General features: G+C 71.3%; 12 protein-coding genes. 7 read left to right on the top strand and 5 right to left on the bottom strand.

Annotated elements, in window-relative coordinates; genetic code table 11:
- Positions 1-174 (bottom strand): D-Ala-D-Ala carboxypeptidase family metallohydrolase (locus AB0B94_RS29700; protein ID WP_357287958.1); only part of this gene is annotated, 174 nt, incomplete at its 3' end.
- A gap of 104 nt (positions 175-278) precedes the next feature.
- Between AB0B94_RS29700 and AB0B94_RS29695 the strand changes: the two genes are divergently transcribed.
- The 3 genes from AB0B94_RS29695 (at position 279) to ppc (ending at position 5,298) form a co-directional block, all read left to right on the top strand.
- On the top strand, positions 279-1,193 hold the full coding sequence (locus AB0B94_RS29695; protein ID WP_357287932.1) for a cyclase family protein: 915 nt from the start codon (positions 279-281) through the stop codon (positions 1,191-1,193).
- A gap of 136 nt (positions 1,194-1,329) precedes the next feature.
- Positions 1,330-2,382 carry a hypothetical protein gene (locus AB0B94_RS29690; RefSeq protein ID WP_357287929.1) on the top strand — a complete coding sequence of 351 codons (1,053 nt, stop codon included), beginning with the start codon at positions 1,330-1,332 and terminating at the stop codon, positions 2,380-2,382.
- A 129-nt stretch (positions 2,383-2,511) separates the two neighbouring features.
- Entirely contained in the window at positions 2,512-5,298 is a 2,787-nt protein-coding gene (gene ppc / locus AB0B94_RS29685; protein ID WP_357287926.1) for a phosphoenolpyruvate carboxylase, read from the top strand.
- A 68-nt stretch (positions 5,299-5,366) separates the two neighbouring features.
- Here ppc and AB0B94_RS29680 read toward each other — a convergent pair whose 3' ends face one another.
- Entirely contained in the window at positions 5,367-6,197 is an 831-nt protein-coding gene (locus AB0B94_RS29680; protein ID WP_357287923.1) for a hypothetical protein, read from the bottom strand.
- A gap of 54 nt (positions 6,198-6,251) precedes the next feature.
- On the opposite strand from AB0B94_RS29680, the gene AB0B94_RS29675 reads away from it, so the two are divergent.
- Both AB0B94_RS29675 and AB0B94_RS29670 read left to right on the top strand, forming a co-directional pair.
- Positions 6,252-7,427 (top strand): DNA recombination protein RmuC, encoded by a 1,176-nt coding sequence (locus AB0B94_RS29675; RefSeq protein WP_357287919.1) that lies wholly within the window; start codon positions 6,252-6,254, stop codon positions 7,425-7,427.
- 137 nt (positions 7,428-7,564) lie between these two features.
- Positions 7,565-10,861, top strand: coding sequence for a S8 family serine peptidase (locus tag AB0B94_RS29670; RefSeq protein ID WP_357287914.1), 3,297 nt, complete (start codon positions 7,565-7,567; stop codon positions 10,859-10,861).
- A gap of 71 nt (positions 10,862-10,932) precedes the next feature.
- On the opposite strand, the gene AB0B94_RS29665 is transcribed toward AB0B94_RS29670, so the two are convergent.
- Both AB0B94_RS29665 and AB0B94_RS29660 read right to left on the bottom strand, forming a co-directional pair.
- On the bottom strand, positions 10,933-11,367 hold the full coding sequence (locus tag AB0B94_RS29665; RefSeq protein ID WP_238666691.1) for a hypothetical protein: 435 nt from the start codon (positions 11,365-11,367) through the stop codon (positions 10,933-10,935).
- Between the two features lie 41 nt (positions 11,368-11,408).
- Positions 11,409-12,395, bottom strand: a complete 987-nt coding sequence (locus AB0B94_RS29660) for a 4-hydroxy-3-methylbut-2-enyl diphosphate reductase (protein ID WP_238666692.1) — start codon at positions 12,393-12,395, stop codon at positions 11,409-11,411.
- Between the two features lie 155 nt (positions 12,396-12,550).
- Here AB0B94_RS29660 and xseA point away from each other — a divergent pair, with 155 nt between their 5' ends.
- Both xseA and AB0B94_RS29650 read left to right on the top strand, forming a co-directional pair.
- On the top strand, positions 12,551-13,798 hold the full coding sequence (xseA, locus tag AB0B94_RS29655; protein ID WP_357287911.1) for an exodeoxyribonuclease VII large subunit: 1,248 nt from the start codon (positions 12,551-12,553) through the stop codon (positions 13,796-13,798).
- Between the two features lie 45 nt (positions 13,799-13,843).
- Positions 13,844-14,065, top strand: coding sequence for an exodeoxyribonuclease VII small subunit (locus AB0B94_RS29650; protein WP_030328827.1), 222 nt, complete (start codon positions 13,844-13,846; stop codon positions 14,063-14,065).
- 43 nt (positions 14,066-14,108) lie between these two features.
- On the opposite strand, the gene AB0B94_RS29645 is transcribed toward AB0B94_RS29650, so the two are convergent.
- On the bottom strand, positions 14,109-14,954 hold the full coding sequence (locus tag AB0B94_RS29645; RefSeq protein WP_357287907.1) for a hypothetical protein: 846 nt from the start codon (positions 14,952-14,954) through the stop codon (positions 14,109-14,111).
- Between the last annotated feature and the right edge of the window lie 133 nt (positions 14,955-15,087).

Here is a 15,087-nt window from a genome sequence, read left to right as displayed (position 1 = left end):
GGACGCGCCGCCGACCTGGTTGTTGCAGGCGCGACTGCGGAACCCGCTCGACACGTAGAGCGGTTTGTCGCCGAGGCTCTTGCGCAGCGCCCCGCGCCCCGCGCCCCGCGCCCCGCGCCCCGCGCCCCGCGCCAAGATCGTGCTCGAACCAGGATTTAGTGGCCTCAGCGGCACACCGATGCCACTACATCCTGGATGTTGCGCGATCTTGCCCAGGTCAGACGCCGGCCGCCGCCAGGGATCTTGACCCCCGCCCGCTGGCGTGGTCGGGTTTCGGGATGGGTGAGCAGTGGCGGGCACAGTTCGACGCGGAGGTGAGCTTCGCCAACGGCGGCGGGCTGCGTACCGAAGGGTTCCGGCTGGACATTCCCGCTCGGGAGATCACCGACGACGACCTGGCGGCGTTGTTCGTCCGGCATCTCGGGCTGCTGATGGTCGCCGACGTCCGGATCAGCGCCAAGACGATCATCGAGGAGCCGCACAAGGGCGGCCGGGGTGTCGCCGTCGACGGCTCCGGCGCCGATCGTCGGCTGGTTGAGCTGAGCCACGTGATCAGCGATGGGATGACTACTCTGCCGGGTTGGCCGGGTCCCCGGATCACCGACTGGCTGACCTTCGCGGCATCCCGCGAGCGGTACGCCCAGGGCACCGAGTTCCACGTGGCCCGAATCGACATGATCGCCAACACCGGCACGTACCTTGACACGCCCGCCCACCGCTGGGCCGGCCGCGACGACCTGACCGGGGTGTCACTGGAGCGTCTCGCCGACCTACCGGGGGTGGTGGTCCGGGTGCCGGCCGGCACGCGAGCGGTGACCCGGCTCATGCTGGCACCGTACGAGGTCTCCGGCCGTGCGGTGTTGCTGCACACCGGCTGGGATGCGCACTTCGGCACCGAGCGGTACGGCGCGCCGGAGGCGCCGTACCTGACCGGGGACGCGGCCCAGGCGCTGGTCGACGCGGGGGCGGCCCTGGTCGGCATCGACTCGATCAACATCGACGACATGAGCCCGACGGCCGCCGGCGTCCGCCCCGCGCACAGCACGCTGCTCGCCGCCGGCGTCCCGATCGTGGAGCACCTGACCGGCCTGGGCGCGTTGCCGCCGAGCGGGTTCCGGTTCACCGCGGCCCCGCCGATGGTGGCCGGCATGGGCACCTTTCCGGTCCGCGCCTTCGCCGTCGTCAACCCCTGACGCCACCCGCCTCTGACGCCACCCGCGACGCCGTCGACGCACGCCCAGCGGCCGGACCGGTCTCCGTGGCGACGGGTCAGCCGCCGGGCAACCGGTTCCGCCCGGCTGGCCATAAAACCAGCCATAGGCTGACAACGTGGACAAAGAATCGCACGGCACAGCTCGCGACTGGGCGCCGCGCAGCATCGGACTGCTCCTCGGCACCCTCGTACTGGCCACGGCGTTCATCGCGGCCTACGTTGGCGCGTTGCACCAGCCCACACCCCGCGACCTTCCGATCGGCGTCGTCTCCGACGACCAACGCGCCCAGGCGACGCTCGACGCCGTGCGCGGCCAGACCACCATCCTCAAACCCATCGGGTACGACGACCCGACCGCCGCCGAGGACGGGCTGCTCAGCCGCGCGGTGTACGCAGTACTCAGCACCGGAGAAGACAACGGCCTGCTCCTCACCGTGGCGAGCGCCTCCGGCCCCTCCGCCACCAGCGCGATCAAGGAGGTCCTGGGTACCGCCACCACCCGCACCGGGACCCCGCTCCGGATCGTCGACGAGGTTCCGGTCACCCCGGCCGACACGCGCGGGGTGGTGCCCTTCTACCTGAATGTCGGGTACGTGCTCGGCGGCTACCTCGCCTCGACGGTGCTCGGGATATCCGCCGGCACCACCCCCCGTACGGCGCGACGGGCCGGACTGCGCGTCGCCGCCCTGGCGGTCTACAGCGTGCTGCTCGGCATCGCCGGCGCGGTGGTGGTCGGACCCGTACTGGACATCTGGCACCACGACGTACCGACGATCGCCGCCATCGGGGCGCTGGCCGTCTTCGCCGCAGCCATGTTCGCCAGCGCCATCCAGGGTTGGCTCGGCGTCGCGGGCACCGCGCTGGTCATCCTGCTGTTGGTGGTGCTCGGCAACCCGGGCTCCGGTGGCATCTACGCGCCCGAGTTCCTGCCCGGGGTGCTGCGCGGCATGCACCGCTGGAACATCCCCGGGCTCGCCAACGACCTGACCAAGGCCGCTGTGTACTTCGACTGGCGGTCGGCCGGCTGGCCGGCTTCCGCCCTCGGGATCTGGGCGCTGCTCGGAGGGCTCGGACTGGTCAGCGCGAGCCTGGTCCGGGGTCGCCGGGCCGCCCTCTCAGACACCGCAACGACCCGCTCGGGCCCCACGCCGGACCGCGACGGTGGCTGAGATCACCCCGGAAAACACCCTCCTGAGGGCAGTGGATCACCAGGGGGCCCTCCAGACATCCCCTGCGCGCGGATACCATCCAGTAAGTCGGACAGCGCTGTCCTTCGTATCCACGTAAGGGAGCGCATCGTGACCGACCAGCACGACCACGACGGCCCGGACGCCGCACTGCGCGCCGACATTCGCCGACTCGGCACCCTCCTCGGCCAGACCCTGGCCCGCCAGGAGGGTCGCCCGCTGCTCGACCTCGTCGAGGAGATCCGCGCCCAGGTCCGCTCCGACGCCCCGGCGGCCGCCCAGCGTCTCGGCGGGCTCGACGTGACCACCGGCACCAAGCTGGCTCGCGCCTTCTCCACCTACTTCCACCTGGCCAACATCACCGAGCAGGTGCACCGGGCGCGGGATCTGCGCCGCCGCCGCGCGGTGCAGGGCGGCTGGCTGGACCAGGCCGCCAAGATGATCGCCGAGCGCGGGGTGCCGGCCGAGGAGATCGCGAACGCGGCTCGCCGGCTGGCGGTGCGACCGGTCTTCACCGCGCACCCGACCGAGGCGGCTCGTCGCTCGATCCTGTCCAAGTTGCGGGCGATCGCCGACGAGTTGGACACCGAGACCGCCAACGCGATCCTCTACGGCGCCAGCGACGAGGGCCCGGCCAACCGCCGGCTGGCCGAGTTGCTGGACCTGATGTGGCAGACCGACGAGCTGCGGCTCGACCGGCCGGACCCGACCGACGAGGCCCGCAACGCCATCTACTACCTGCGCGACCTGTACGCCGAGGCCGCCCCGCAGGTGCTCGACGACCTGGCCGACACGTTGCGCACCCTCGGTGTGGAGACCTCACCGACGGCCCGGCCGCTGAGCTTCGGCACCTGGATCGGCGGCGACCGCGACGGCAACCCGTTCGTCACCCCGGCGGTCACCCGTGAGGTGCTGACCATCCAGCACGAGCACGGCATCGCGGCCACCGAGAAGGCGATGGACCACCTGATCAACGAGGTCTCGGTGTCCCGCCGACTCCGCGGGGTCTCCCTGGACCTCTCCGCCAGCCTCGCCGCCGACCTGGACGCGCTGCCCGAGGTGGCGCAGCGCTTCCGCCGGGTCAACGCGGAGGAGCCGTACCGGCTCAAGGCACGCTGCGTGAAGGCGAAGCTCGCCAACACCCGGCTGAGGTTGCGCCAGGGCACCGCGCACGTACCGGGCCGGGACTACCAGGGCTCCGCCGAGCTGATCGCCGACCTGGACCTGCTGCGCGCCTCGCTGGCCCGCAACTCCGGGCAGCTCACAGCGGTCGGCCGGCTGGCCTCCACCATCCGTACGGTCTCCGCGTTCGGCCTGCACCTGGCCACCATGGACGTCCGGGAGCACGCCGAGGCGCACCACGCGGTGCTCGCGCAGCTCTACGAGGCGGTCGGCGAGGTTTCCGACTACCCGGCGCTGACCCGGCTGGAACGCACCAAGCTGCTCGCCGACGAGCTGACCGGTCGCCGTCCGCTGTCGACTGTGGACACCTCGCTGTCCGAGCCGGCCCGCAAGACGTTCGACGTGTTCAGCACCATTCGGGAGGCACAGGACCGGTTCGGTGCCGAGGTGATCGAGTCGTACATCATCTCGATGACCCTGGGTGTCGACGACGTGCTGGCCGCCGTGGTGCTGGCCCGCGAGGCCGGCCTGGTGGACGTGCACAGCGGGCGGGCCCGGATCGGGTTCGTGCCACTGCTGGAGACCCCGGCCGAGTTGAACGCCGGCGGCGAACTCCTCGACGAGCTGCTGTCGCTGCCCGCGTACCGGGCGCTGGTGACCGCCCGGGGTGACGTGCAGGAGGTCATGCTCGGCTACTCCGACTCGAACAAGGAGGCCGGGATCACCACCAGCCAGTGGTCGATCCACCGGGCGCAGCGCGCGCTGCGCGACGTGGCCGCCCGGCACGGTGTGCACCTGCGGCTCTTCCACGGCCGGGGCGGCACGGTCGGGCGCGGCGGCGGGCCGACGCACGAGGCGATCCTGGCGCAGCCGTACGGCACCATGGACGGCGCGATCAAGGTGACCGAGCAGGGCGAGGTGATCTCCGACAAGTACACACTGCCCTCGCTGGCCCGGGAGAACCTGGAGCTCACCCTCGCCGCGGTGCTCCAGGCGACCCTGCTGCACACCGCACCCCGGCAGCCGGCCGAGATGTTGGAGCGCTGGGACGCGACGATGGACGTGGTCTCCGAGTCGGCGTTCCGGTCCTACCGGTCGCTGGTCGAGGACCCGGACCTGCCCGCGTACTTCTGGGCGTCCACCCCCACCGAACTGCTCGGCGCGCTGAACATCGGCTCCCGGCCGGCGAAGCGCCCGAACACCGGCGCCGGGCTGTCCGGGCTGCGGGCCATCCCGTGGGTGTTCGGCTGGACGCAGACCCGGCAGATCGTGCCGGGTTGGTTCGGCGTCGGCTCCGGGCTGGCCGCCGCCCGCGAGGCCGGTCTGGCGGACGTGCTGGCCGAGATGCACCGCAACTGGCACTTCTTCCGCACGTTCCTGTCGAACGTCGAGATGATGTTGACCAAGACCGACCTGAGCATCGCCCGCCGGTACGTCGAGACGCTGGTGCCGAAGAAGCTGCACCCGATCTTCGAGCAGATCGAGCAGGAGTACGAGCTGACCAAGCGGGAGGTGCTGGCGGTGACCGCCTCACCGGCCCTGCTGGAGAACTCGCCGGTGCTCCAGCGCACCCTGGCCGTCCGCGACACCTACCTGGAGCCGCTGCACCATCTCCAGGTGGCGCTGCTGCGGCAGTACCGGGAGTCGGGCGCGGCCGGGCGGGCGATCGCCACCGCACCGGGCGGCCGTCGCGCGCCGAGCGACGGCACCGCCCTGGAACGCGCGCTGCTCACCACCGTGAACGGCATCGCGGCCGGGATGCGCAACACCGGCTGATCGACAGGTACGGAAAACGGGCCCCGGTCGCTGCGACCGGGGCCCGTTTCCGTGGCTCTGAACGACTGTCAGAAGTCGCCGCCGCCGAAATCGCCACCACCGAAATCGCCGCCGCCGAAGCCGCCGCCACCGAAGTCGCCGCCGGCGTAGTCCCCACCGGCGTAGTCGCCGCCGCCGTAGTCCCCACCCTGGTCGCCGCCGCCGAAGTCGCCGCCCTGGTCGCCGCCGTCGCCCTGGTCGACACCGTCACCGAAGCCCTCCTGGTAGCCGGCGTCGTAGCCGTACCCGGGGTCGGCGAAGGCGGGCGAGAAGAGCGCGTCGGCGATCAGGATGCCGCCGAGCACACCGGCGCCGGCACCCAGTGCCGTCTTCCACCAGGGCGTCGAATACCAGCCGGCGGGCACCGGTCGACCCTGATAACGCCCACCGGGGTAGTAGTAGGGCGTTTCCCGGCCGGGTTGCGGCCCGGCCCGGAAGGTCTGCCCCTGCACATCGACCTCACGTTCCTTGGTGAGCTGCCCCACGCCGCGGGCCGCGGCCAGGGTGGGCACCTCGGGGCCCGGATCGATGCCCAACGCCGTGCGCGCCGCCCGGATGTACGCCAGACCCTCCAGCGCGGTCTCCCGGGCCAGCCCGAACTGGTGCGGCGTGGACGCCTGCTCCAGCTGGGAGCCCGCCGCGTTGTACCGCTCACCGGCGTCGGCCAGCGCCTGGCGTACCGCCGGGTCGTCGCCGTGCAGGTTCATCAACTGGCCACCGAGGCGCTCGTACCACCGCTGCGCCTCCGCGCGGGCGTCGCCGAGCTCGGTGCGCCGACGGGCACCGGCCTGAGCGCGGACGAGCGCGGCGGCGCCCAACGCGCCGACCAGCACAACGGCGAGGCAGAGCACAAGTTCCATGTCATCGAACGTACCCCCGGGTCGCACGTCGTATCCGTCTGGCAAGCTCCGGTGATGGACGTCTCGACGCTGCTCCTGGTGATCGTGTGCCTCGGCGCGGGCGGGGCGGTGGGCTGGCTCGCGGCCCGGTCCCGGTCGGCCGCCGACATCGCCCGCCTGGATGCCACACTGGCCGCCACCCGGGAGGGCGAGGGTCGGCTGGAGCAGTCCATGCGGGCGTTGAGCTACGAGGCCACCGCACAGTCCCAGGAGGCGGTGGCCCGGGCGGTCGCGCCGCTGCACGACACCCTGCGCCGTTACGAGCAGCGGGTGGCCGAGCTGGAGCACGACCGCGTCGACGCGTACGCCGAGCTGCGCGAGCAGGTCCGCTCGATGAACGCGGTCTCCGGTGAGCTGCGCACCGAGACCAAGCAGTTGGTGGCGGCGCTGCGCGCACCGCAGGTGCGGGGCCGCTGGGGCGAGCACCAGTTGCGCCGGATCGTCGAGGCTGCCGGCATGCTGGAGCACTGCGACTTCTCCGAGCAGGTCACCGCCGCCACCGACCAGCAGGTCGTCCGACCGGATCTGGTGGTTCGCCTGCACGGTGGTCGCTCGGTGGTGGTGGACGCCAAGGCCCCGTTCGACGCGTACCTGACAGCCATGGAGGCCCGCGACGAGCGCGGCCGGGACACCCACCTCGACGCGCACGCGCGGCATCTGCGGGGGCACGTCGACGCCCTGGCCGCCAAGTCGTACTGGTCGGCGTTCGACAACTCACCCGAGTTCGTGGTGCTGTTCGTGCCGGCCGACCCGTTCCTCGACGTCGCGCTCCAGCGAGACCCGACGCTGCTGGAGCACGCCTTCACCCGCAACGTGGTGCTGGCCACGCCGGCCACGCTGGTCGCCCTGCTCCGCACTGTTGCCTATTCCTGGCGGCAGGAGGCGCTGGCCCGCAACGCGCTCGCCGTGCACACCCTCGCCCGGGAGCTGTACGGCCGGCTCTCCACACTGGGCGACCATGTGGGCAAGCTCGGGTCCTCGCTGGCCGGTGCGGTGACCGCCTACAACCGGGCGGTCGGCTCGCTGGAGGCCCGGGTGCTGGTCAGCGCCCGCAAGCTCGCCGAGTTGGGTGTCTCTGACGACGAGTTGGCCACGCCGGCGCAGGTCGAGTTGGCGCCCCGGCAGCCGCAGGCCCCCGAGCTGGCCGATCCGGCAGCCGACGAGGTCTCCACCCGCTCGCCAATCATGTGACAGTGCGTATACCCGCATGTCACGAACTGGTCACAAGGGACTGGCCAGTAGTGACAGTGATCGGCGGTAGCACGAAAGATTCTGCTCACCACAGCGCCCTTCTCTGATGGGCCCTGTTCTCTGGAGGTAAAGAGAACGTGAGCAGACTCCGAAACCTGAGCCGGCGCACCTCAGCCGCGCTCTTCGCGTCGGTCCTGGCGGCGAGCGCCATGACGACAATGGGTGGTGCCGCCACAGCGGCCGCCGCTCCCGCCGCCACACCGGACGCTTCCCCGGCCACCGCCGCCGAGACGCTGGGCGCCCACGACGCCAAACTGCTCAGCGAGGCCCGCGCCAAGAAGGCCCCGACTGTCACGTTGATCGTCGCCACCGAGAAGGGTGAGGCGGGGGACGTCGCCGACAGCCTCAGCAAGCTCGGCGGCACCGTCAGCCAGCGGCAGGACCGGGTCGGCTTCGTGCTGGCCAAGGTCCCGACCGACCGGGTCCTCAAGGCGGCGCGGCTGCCCGGCGTCTCGGCCGTCGACCTGGACGAGGTCATCCAACTGCCGGACCCGGCCCCGGAGCGCACCGCCACCGGCACCGCCGGCGCGCGGCAGGCCACCGTCGGGGCGCCGGGAGAGACCACCCCGGCTGACAACCCCTACATGCCGACGAACGAGACCGGCGCTGTGGCGTTCACCGCGGCCCACCCCGAGTGGGACGGCCGGGGCGTCACGATCGGCATCATGGACTCCGGCGTGGACCTGGCCCACCCGGCGTTGCAGCAGACCACCACCGGCGAGCGCAAGATCGTCGACTGGGTCACCGCTACCGATCCGCTGGAGGACGGCTCGTGGCGGCGGATGCAGGCCGAGGTCGCCGGCCCGTCGTTCACCATCGCCGGCGGCACCTGGACGGCACCGGCCGGCACGTACCGGTTCAACCTGTTCAGCGAGTCGGTCACCACCGCGAGCGACGCCCGGGGCGACGTCAACCGCGACGGCGACACGACCGACACCTGGGGTGTGCTCTTCGACCCGGCCACCAACAACATCCGGGTGGACGCCAACCAGAACCTCAACTTCACCGATGACCCGGTCATGCGGCCGTACAAGGAGAAGTACGACATCGGCTACTTCGGTACCGACAACCCGGCGACCCCGGTCGCCGAGCGGCAGCCGTTCGTGGTCGAGTTCCGCAAGAACGTGGACACCACGCCGATCGGGCTGCCCGGCACCTACGACTACGTCAACATCGGCATCGTCGAGAGCACCCATGGCACCCACGTCGCCGGCATCACCGCCGCCAACGACATGCTCGGCAACGGAGCCTTCGACGGCGCCGCGCCCGGCGCGAAGCTGGTCTCCGCCCGCGCCTGCTCCTGGGGCGGCGGCTGCAGCGCGGCGGCCCTCACCACCGGCATGATCGACCTGGTGGCCAACCGCGGCGTCGACATCGTCAACATGTCGATCGGTGGTCTTCCGGGCCTGAACGACGGCAACAACGCGCGGACGAACCTCTACAACGAGCTGATCGAGACGTACGGCGTGCAGTTGGTCATCTCGGCCGGCAACTCCGGCCCGGGTCTCAACACCGTCGGCGACCCGTCGGTGGCCAGCAACGTGATCAGCGTTGCCGCCAACATCAGCAAGGACACCTGGCTGGCCAACTACGGCTCGGTCGTCAAGAAGAAGAACGCCCTGTTCAACTTCTCCTCCCGTGGCCCGCGCGAGGACGGCGGCTTCAAGCCGAACATCGCCGCCCCCGGCTCGGCCATCTCCACCGCACCGACCTGGCAGCTCGGAGCCCCGGTCCCCGAGGCCGGATACGCGCTGCCCCCGGGCTACGCGATGCTGAACGGCACCTCGATGGCGTCACCGCAGACCGCCGGCGCCGGCGCGTTGCTGCTGTCGGCCGCCAAGGCCACCGACCGGGGCGTCAGCCCGGCGGCACTGCGGCGGGCGCTGTTCAGCTCCGCCAAGCCGATCGCGGACGTGCCGACGTACGCGCAGGGCTACGGCATGGTCAACGTTCCGGGCGCGTGGCAGCTGCTGCGCCAGGGCGTCGAAACCCGGTCGTACGTCTCCGACGCGCCGGTCTGCAGCCCCCTGGCGGAGCAGTTGACCATCTGGAACGGTGTGAAGTTCGTGCCGAACCCGGGTCGGGGAACCGGCGTCTACAACCGCTGCACCTCGTCCGAGGGCGGCCACAAGGTCGGCCAGAGCAAGACGTACCCGGTCAAGCTCACCCGCACCAGCGGCCCGGCCGGCACCATCAAGCACACCATCACGCTCCAGGGCGACGACGGCACCTTCAAGGCGCCGAAGAGCGTCGCGCTGCCGCTCAACAAGCCCGTCACCATCAGCGTCACCGCCAAGCCGGCCACCGAGGGCGCGCACGGCGCGATCGTGCGGATCGACGACCCGACCACCAACGTGGTCGACTTCGAGGTGTCCACAGTGGTGGTCGCCTCGAACGACGTGAAGAAGCCCAACTTCTCGTACGCCAACGAGGGCTCGGTCGACCGCAACGGCTTCACGTCGTACTTCGTGACGGTGCCGGAGGGCGCCAAGGCACTCCAGGTGAACCTCTCCGGGATCGCCACCGGTTCACAGACCCGGTTCATCGCGATCAACCCGTTGGGTGTGCCGGTGGAGGCCACCACCAGCACCGTCTGCTACACCAACTTCTCCGACGTCAACGTCTGCAAGCCGCAGGAGCGTGACTACCAGAACCCGCTTCCCGGGGTCTGGGAGATCGAGGTGGAGTCGCGGCGGACGTCCCCGGCGCTGAACAACCCGTTCAAGCTCCAGGCGCGGGTGCAGGGCCTGACTGTCGAGCCGGCGCTGGTCGAGCTGCCCAGTGTCGAGGCCGGCGAGCCGACCCCGGTGAGCTGGAAGGTCACCAACGCCTTCGGTCCGGTCTCGGTCAGCGGCCGCAGTGGCGCGCTGACCGGTGTGCGGACCGAGCGTCCGACCATCACCGAGGGCGGTCCCAACCAGGAGTGGACCGTCGAGATCCCGGCGGGTACGTCGACGTTCACCGCCCGGATCGGCAACCCCGCCAGCGCGGGCGCCGACCTGGACCTGTTCGTCTACCGGGGTACCACCGAGGTCGGCCGGGCCGCGGACGGCGACTCGGAGGAGGCGGTCACGCTGACCAACCCGGCCGCCGGCACCTACCGCGTCGTGGTGGAGCCGTACGGGGTTGACGGGCCGGGGACCAGCACTGCCTACGACTACTACGACGCGTTCGCGTCCGCGTCGCTGGGCACGATCACCGCGTCGGCCGTCGCGGTGCCACTGACGCACGGCGAGTCCGCCACCATCACCGGCACGGTGACCGCGGTGGCCGTCCCGGCCGACGGACGTCAGCTCTCCGGTGAACTGGCGATCGTCACCAGCGAGGGTGCGATCGTGGGTCGCGGCAACGTGTCCATCGGTGCCGTGAACTGATCCGCTCGTAGCACCGGCAGGAGCCCGTCCCCACGTTCGGGGGCGGGCTCCCGCATGTCACTGGTGCGAGGTCAGGACCGGTGGGCGGCGGTCACGACGAACGGGGTGCCCTGCTGGCAGGTGGTCATCATGCCGGGCTCCACCCGACCGGTGACCTCGACCCGGGCCCCCGGCGTCAGCACCTCGCGCGGGCCGCCCAGCAGCAGGTAACCGTCGAGCAGCACGCAGCCGGGCTCCACACCGCCCTGCACGGTGCCGCTCAGTGTGGTGGCCCCGACGCCCGGCGGCGTGCTCGGGCCGCCCGGTTTCGGAGTTTTCAGCCCGGGCGGCACGGACCGGGTGCCGGTCTCCGGCGAGGGCGTCGGGTCGGGCGTGGGCTGGCTGGTCACCGGCTGCGCTCCCGTCGGGGTCGGGCTGGGTGTGCCGCCCCCGACACCCTGGCCGCCGCAGGCGCTCAGCGCCACGCAGACGGCCAGCGCGGGGACGGCGAGCCGAAGAGTCCTCATGCCGAATCTGACGTACGCCGACCCGAGTTCGTTCCCGCGCTTCAGCCGCGCGCCGCTGCGGCCTTCATGTCCCGCCTCAGCTCCTGCGGAAGCGAGAACGTGAGCCGCTCGTTGGCGGTGGTGATCTCCTCGACGTCGGCGAAGCCGCGGGCGGCGAGGTGGACCAGCACCTCCTGGACCAGGTCGTCCGGGACGCTCGCGCCCGAGGTCAGGCCGACCGTGGTGGCCCCCTCCAGCCAGGCGTCGTCGATCTCGTGCGCGAAGTCGACAAGGTGACCGGCGCGGGCGCCGGCGTCCAGGGCGACCTCGACCAGGCGGACGGAGTTGGAGGAGTTCGTGGAGCCGACCACGATCACCACGTCACAGTCGGCGGCGATCTCCTTGACCACGTGCTGGCGGTTGGAGGTGGCGTAGCAGATGTCGTCGCTGGGCGGGGACTGCAACAGCGGCAGTCGCTGCTTGAGGCGGGCCACCGTCTCCAGCGTCTCGTCGACCGAGAGCGTGGTCTGGGAGAGCCAGACCACCTTCTCCGGATCACGTACGGTGATCTTGTCGGCGTCGTCCGGGCCGTCCACCAGCTGGATGTGCGCGGGGGCCTCACCGGCGGTGCCGATGACCTCTTCGTGCCCCTCGTGGCCGATGAGCAGAATGTCGTAGTCCTCGGCCGCGAACCGCCGCGCCTCGTGGTGCACCTTGGTGACCAGCGGACAGGTCGCGTCGATCGCCTTCAACGAACGCGCCTTGGCCTGCTCGTAGACCTCCGGCGCCACCCCGTGCGCGGAGAAGATGACGGTGGCGCCCTCGGGCACCTCCTCGTTCTCCTCCACGAAGATGGCACCCTGGGCCTCCAGGGTCTGCACCACGTGCTTGTTGTGCACGATCTGCTTGCGCACGTAGATCGGGGCGCCGTAGAGCTTCAGCGCCTCCTCCACTGTCTGCACCGCGCGGTCGACACCAGCGCAGTAGCCGCGGGGCTTGGCCAGGAGCACGCGCTTGCCGGTCCGGTGAGTCGCCTGAGCCTCAGTCACCACCCCATCGTACGTGCCACTCCTCCCCCCGCCACCGGCCCACAACCCCACACCCGTTCCGCGTTGATCATGAAGTTGTTGCCCCGACACGCCGGCACCGAGGGCAATAACTTCATGATCGACGGTCCAGTTGGGGTGGGTCGTAGGGTGGGCGGGTGACTGTGGGTGGGGGGCGGGTGGGAAGCGGCGGGGGCGGCGGCGGGGCGAGCAGCGCTGAGGAGCCTTGGCCGGTACGGGTGGTCAGCCAGAAGGTGGGGGCCTGGATCGCCAAGCTGGGCTGGGTATGGGTGGACGGGCAGGTGGCGCAGATCAGCCGCCGCCCCGGGGCCAGCACCGTCTTCCTCACCCTGCGGGACCCATCGGCCGACCTGAGCCTGACCGTCACCACCAACCGGGACGTCCTGGACTCCGGCGCGCCGGAGCTACGCGAGGGCGCACGTGTGGTGCTGCACGCCAAGCCCGAGTTCTACGCCGCCCGGGGCACGCTGAGCCTGCGAGCCGACGAGATCCGCCAGGTGGGGCTCGGCGAGCTGCTGGCCCGACTGGAGAAGCTCAAGAAGCTTCTCGCCGCCGAAGGGCTCTTCGACCGCGCCCGCAAGCGTCGACTGCCGTTCCTGCCCGGCCGGATCGGGCTCATCACCGGTCGCGCCTCGGCGGCGGAGCGGGACGTGCTGACAAATGCCCGACGGCGCTGGCCGGCGGTGGAGTTCCGGACTGTCAACGTGGCCGTGCAGGGCCCGTCCGCGGTGCCACAGATCATCGACGCGCTCAAGGTGCTGGACGCCGACCCGAGCATCGACGTGATCATCATCGCCCGGGGTGGCGGCGGCATCGAGGACCTGCTGCCCTTCTCCGACGAGGCGCTCTGCCGCGCGGTTTTCGGCTGTCGTACGCCGGTGGTCAGCGCGATCGGCCACGAGACGGACGCGCCACTGATCGATTACGTGGCCGACGTCCGCGCCTCCACCCCGACCGACGCGGCGAAGCGGGTCGTTCCCGACCTCACCGAGGAGGTACGTCTCATCGGTCAGGCCCGGCACCGCCTCGAACGGGCGGTGCGCAACCTGGTCGACCGGGAGACGCACCGGCTCGACGGGCTGCGTTCCCGGCCGGTGCTGGCCCGGCCCCAGGTGATGGTGGAGCATCGGGCGACCGAGCTGACCGCGTTGCGTCAGCGGGCCGGCCGCTGCCTGGAGCACCGGCTCGGGGCCGCGGAGGATGACCTGCGGCACACCCTGGCGCGGCTGCGCGCCCTCTCCCCCGCCGCCACCCTCGACCGGGGGTACGCGATCGTGCAGCGCGCGGACGGCCACGTGGTCCGCGCGGCGGCGGAGGTCGGCAAGGGCGACCCGCTGCGGGTACGACTGGCCGACGGCGAGCTGGCCGCCACCGTCGATGGCTGAGTGGCGACGCGGCGCGGCGGGGAGTGATGTGCTGAGATGAACGCGATGACTGATGACACGAAGGCCGGGCCGGACGAGCGGCTCAGTTACGAGCAGGCCCGCGCCGAGCTGGCCTCGGTGGTGGAGCGGCTGGAGGCCGGCGGCACGTCCCTGGAGGAGTCGCTGGCGCTCTGGGAGCGCGGCGAGGCGCTGGCGGTGATCTGTCAACGCTGGCTGGATGGTGCGCGGGCGCGGATCGACGCCGCCCGACAGGAGCCCGCTTCCTGACCGACCGCCGGTGGGGCGGCCGGAGCCGCCCCACAGCGGTACGTCAGTTGAACAGGCTGTACAGCTCGGCCGGCGCCTCGACGACCTGGTCCGCTGGCGGCTTCTGCGCGGCGGTGGCCGCACCGTAGTCGGAGTAGGTCATCTTGATCTCCTGGGCGGCGGTCTGCCCGGCGGCCGGCAACTGCAACACCAGCTCGCTGAGCCGGCCCTGCGGGTCCACCTTCGCGGTGAACGGGACGGTCTTCGCCTGGGTGCCCAGCGCGGCGATCGTCGCGGCGTTCAACGAGCCCGCTTCGGCGGCCTTTGTGACGTCGATGGTGCCGGCGTACGCGCCGGTGCCGGTGCTGCGGACCTCGGTGATGCCCTGGGTGAGCACCGCGCTACCGGCCGGGTCGACCTTCTCGAAATCGAAGCCGAGGTTGCGGTTGCCCTTGATCCGGTTCTGGTCGAGGTGCTGGTACTTGCCGAGGTTGAGCTGCTTGATCGCGGGCAGGCTGTCGGCGGTGGGCCCGGTCAGCTCCAGCTTGACCCAGCTGTCCGGCTTGAAGTGGACCACGTCGAGCTTCATCGCCAGGTCGGACGAGGGGCCACCGATCGCGATCTTCAGCGCCGCGCTCTGGCTCGGCTGGTGCACCAGCCCCTCAGCCGTCGAACCGGCGCCGGCCAGGCTGAACCGGAAGTTCCCGTTGCTGATCTCCTTGGTGGAGTCGAGCAGGGCCTGCTTGGCGTCGCCCGCCACCGGGGCACCGGACGCGCTCGCCGTGCCGGACGCACTCACCGTCGGGGACGGCGTCGATCCGGCCGTGCCTGTTCCGCTGGCGCAGGCAGCCAGTGCGGGCGTGATCAGAGCGGCGGCTACCAGGCCGGCGCCGAGTCGTCGAACAGTCATACGTGTCTCCCAAGGGGGTCACCCGACGACCTGGACGGCGCCGGAAACTCCGGCGACGCAGCAGCACCGTCGGCTGCGTCGCGCGACCCGGACCGAGCAGCGCGCCCGGGTCACTCCCTCCTTGTTCCCTGTC

The sequence above is a fragment of the Micromonospora sp. NPDC048986 genome (assembly GCF_040649335.1).
Classification (GTDB): Bacteria; Actinomycetota; Actinomycetes; order Mycobacteriales; family Micromonosporaceae; genus Micromonospora; species Micromonospora alfalfae.
Note: the sequence above shows the minus strand (reverse complement) of the source record. Positions and strands in the feature narration are given on the sequence as shown.

Coding starts and splice junctions, on each gene's coding strand:
- AB0B94_RS29695 (WP_357287932.1), top strand. CDS start 279: ATGGGTGAGCAGTGGCGGGCACAGTTCGACGCGGAGGTGAGCTTCGCC.
- AB0B94_RS29680 (WP_357287923.1), bottom strand. CDS start 6,197: ATGGAACTTGTGCTCTGCCTCGCCGTTGTGCTGGTCGGCGCGTTGGGC.
- AB0B94_RS29675 (WP_357287919.1), top strand. CDS start 6,252: ATGGACGTCTCGACGCTGCTCCTGGTGATCGTGTGCCTCGGCGCGGGC.
- AB0B94_RS29665 (WP_238666691.1), bottom strand. CDS start 11,367: ATGAGGACTCTTCGGCTCGCCGTCCCCGCGCTGGCCGTCTGCGTGGCG.
- AB0B94_RS29650 (WP_030328827.1), top strand. CDS start 13,844: ATGACTGATGACACGAAGGCCGGGCCGGACGAGCGGCTCAGTTACGAG.
- AB0B94_RS29645 (WP_357287907.1), bottom strand. CDS start 14,954: ATGACTGTTCGACGACTCGGCGCCGGCCTGGTAGCCGCCGCTCTGATC.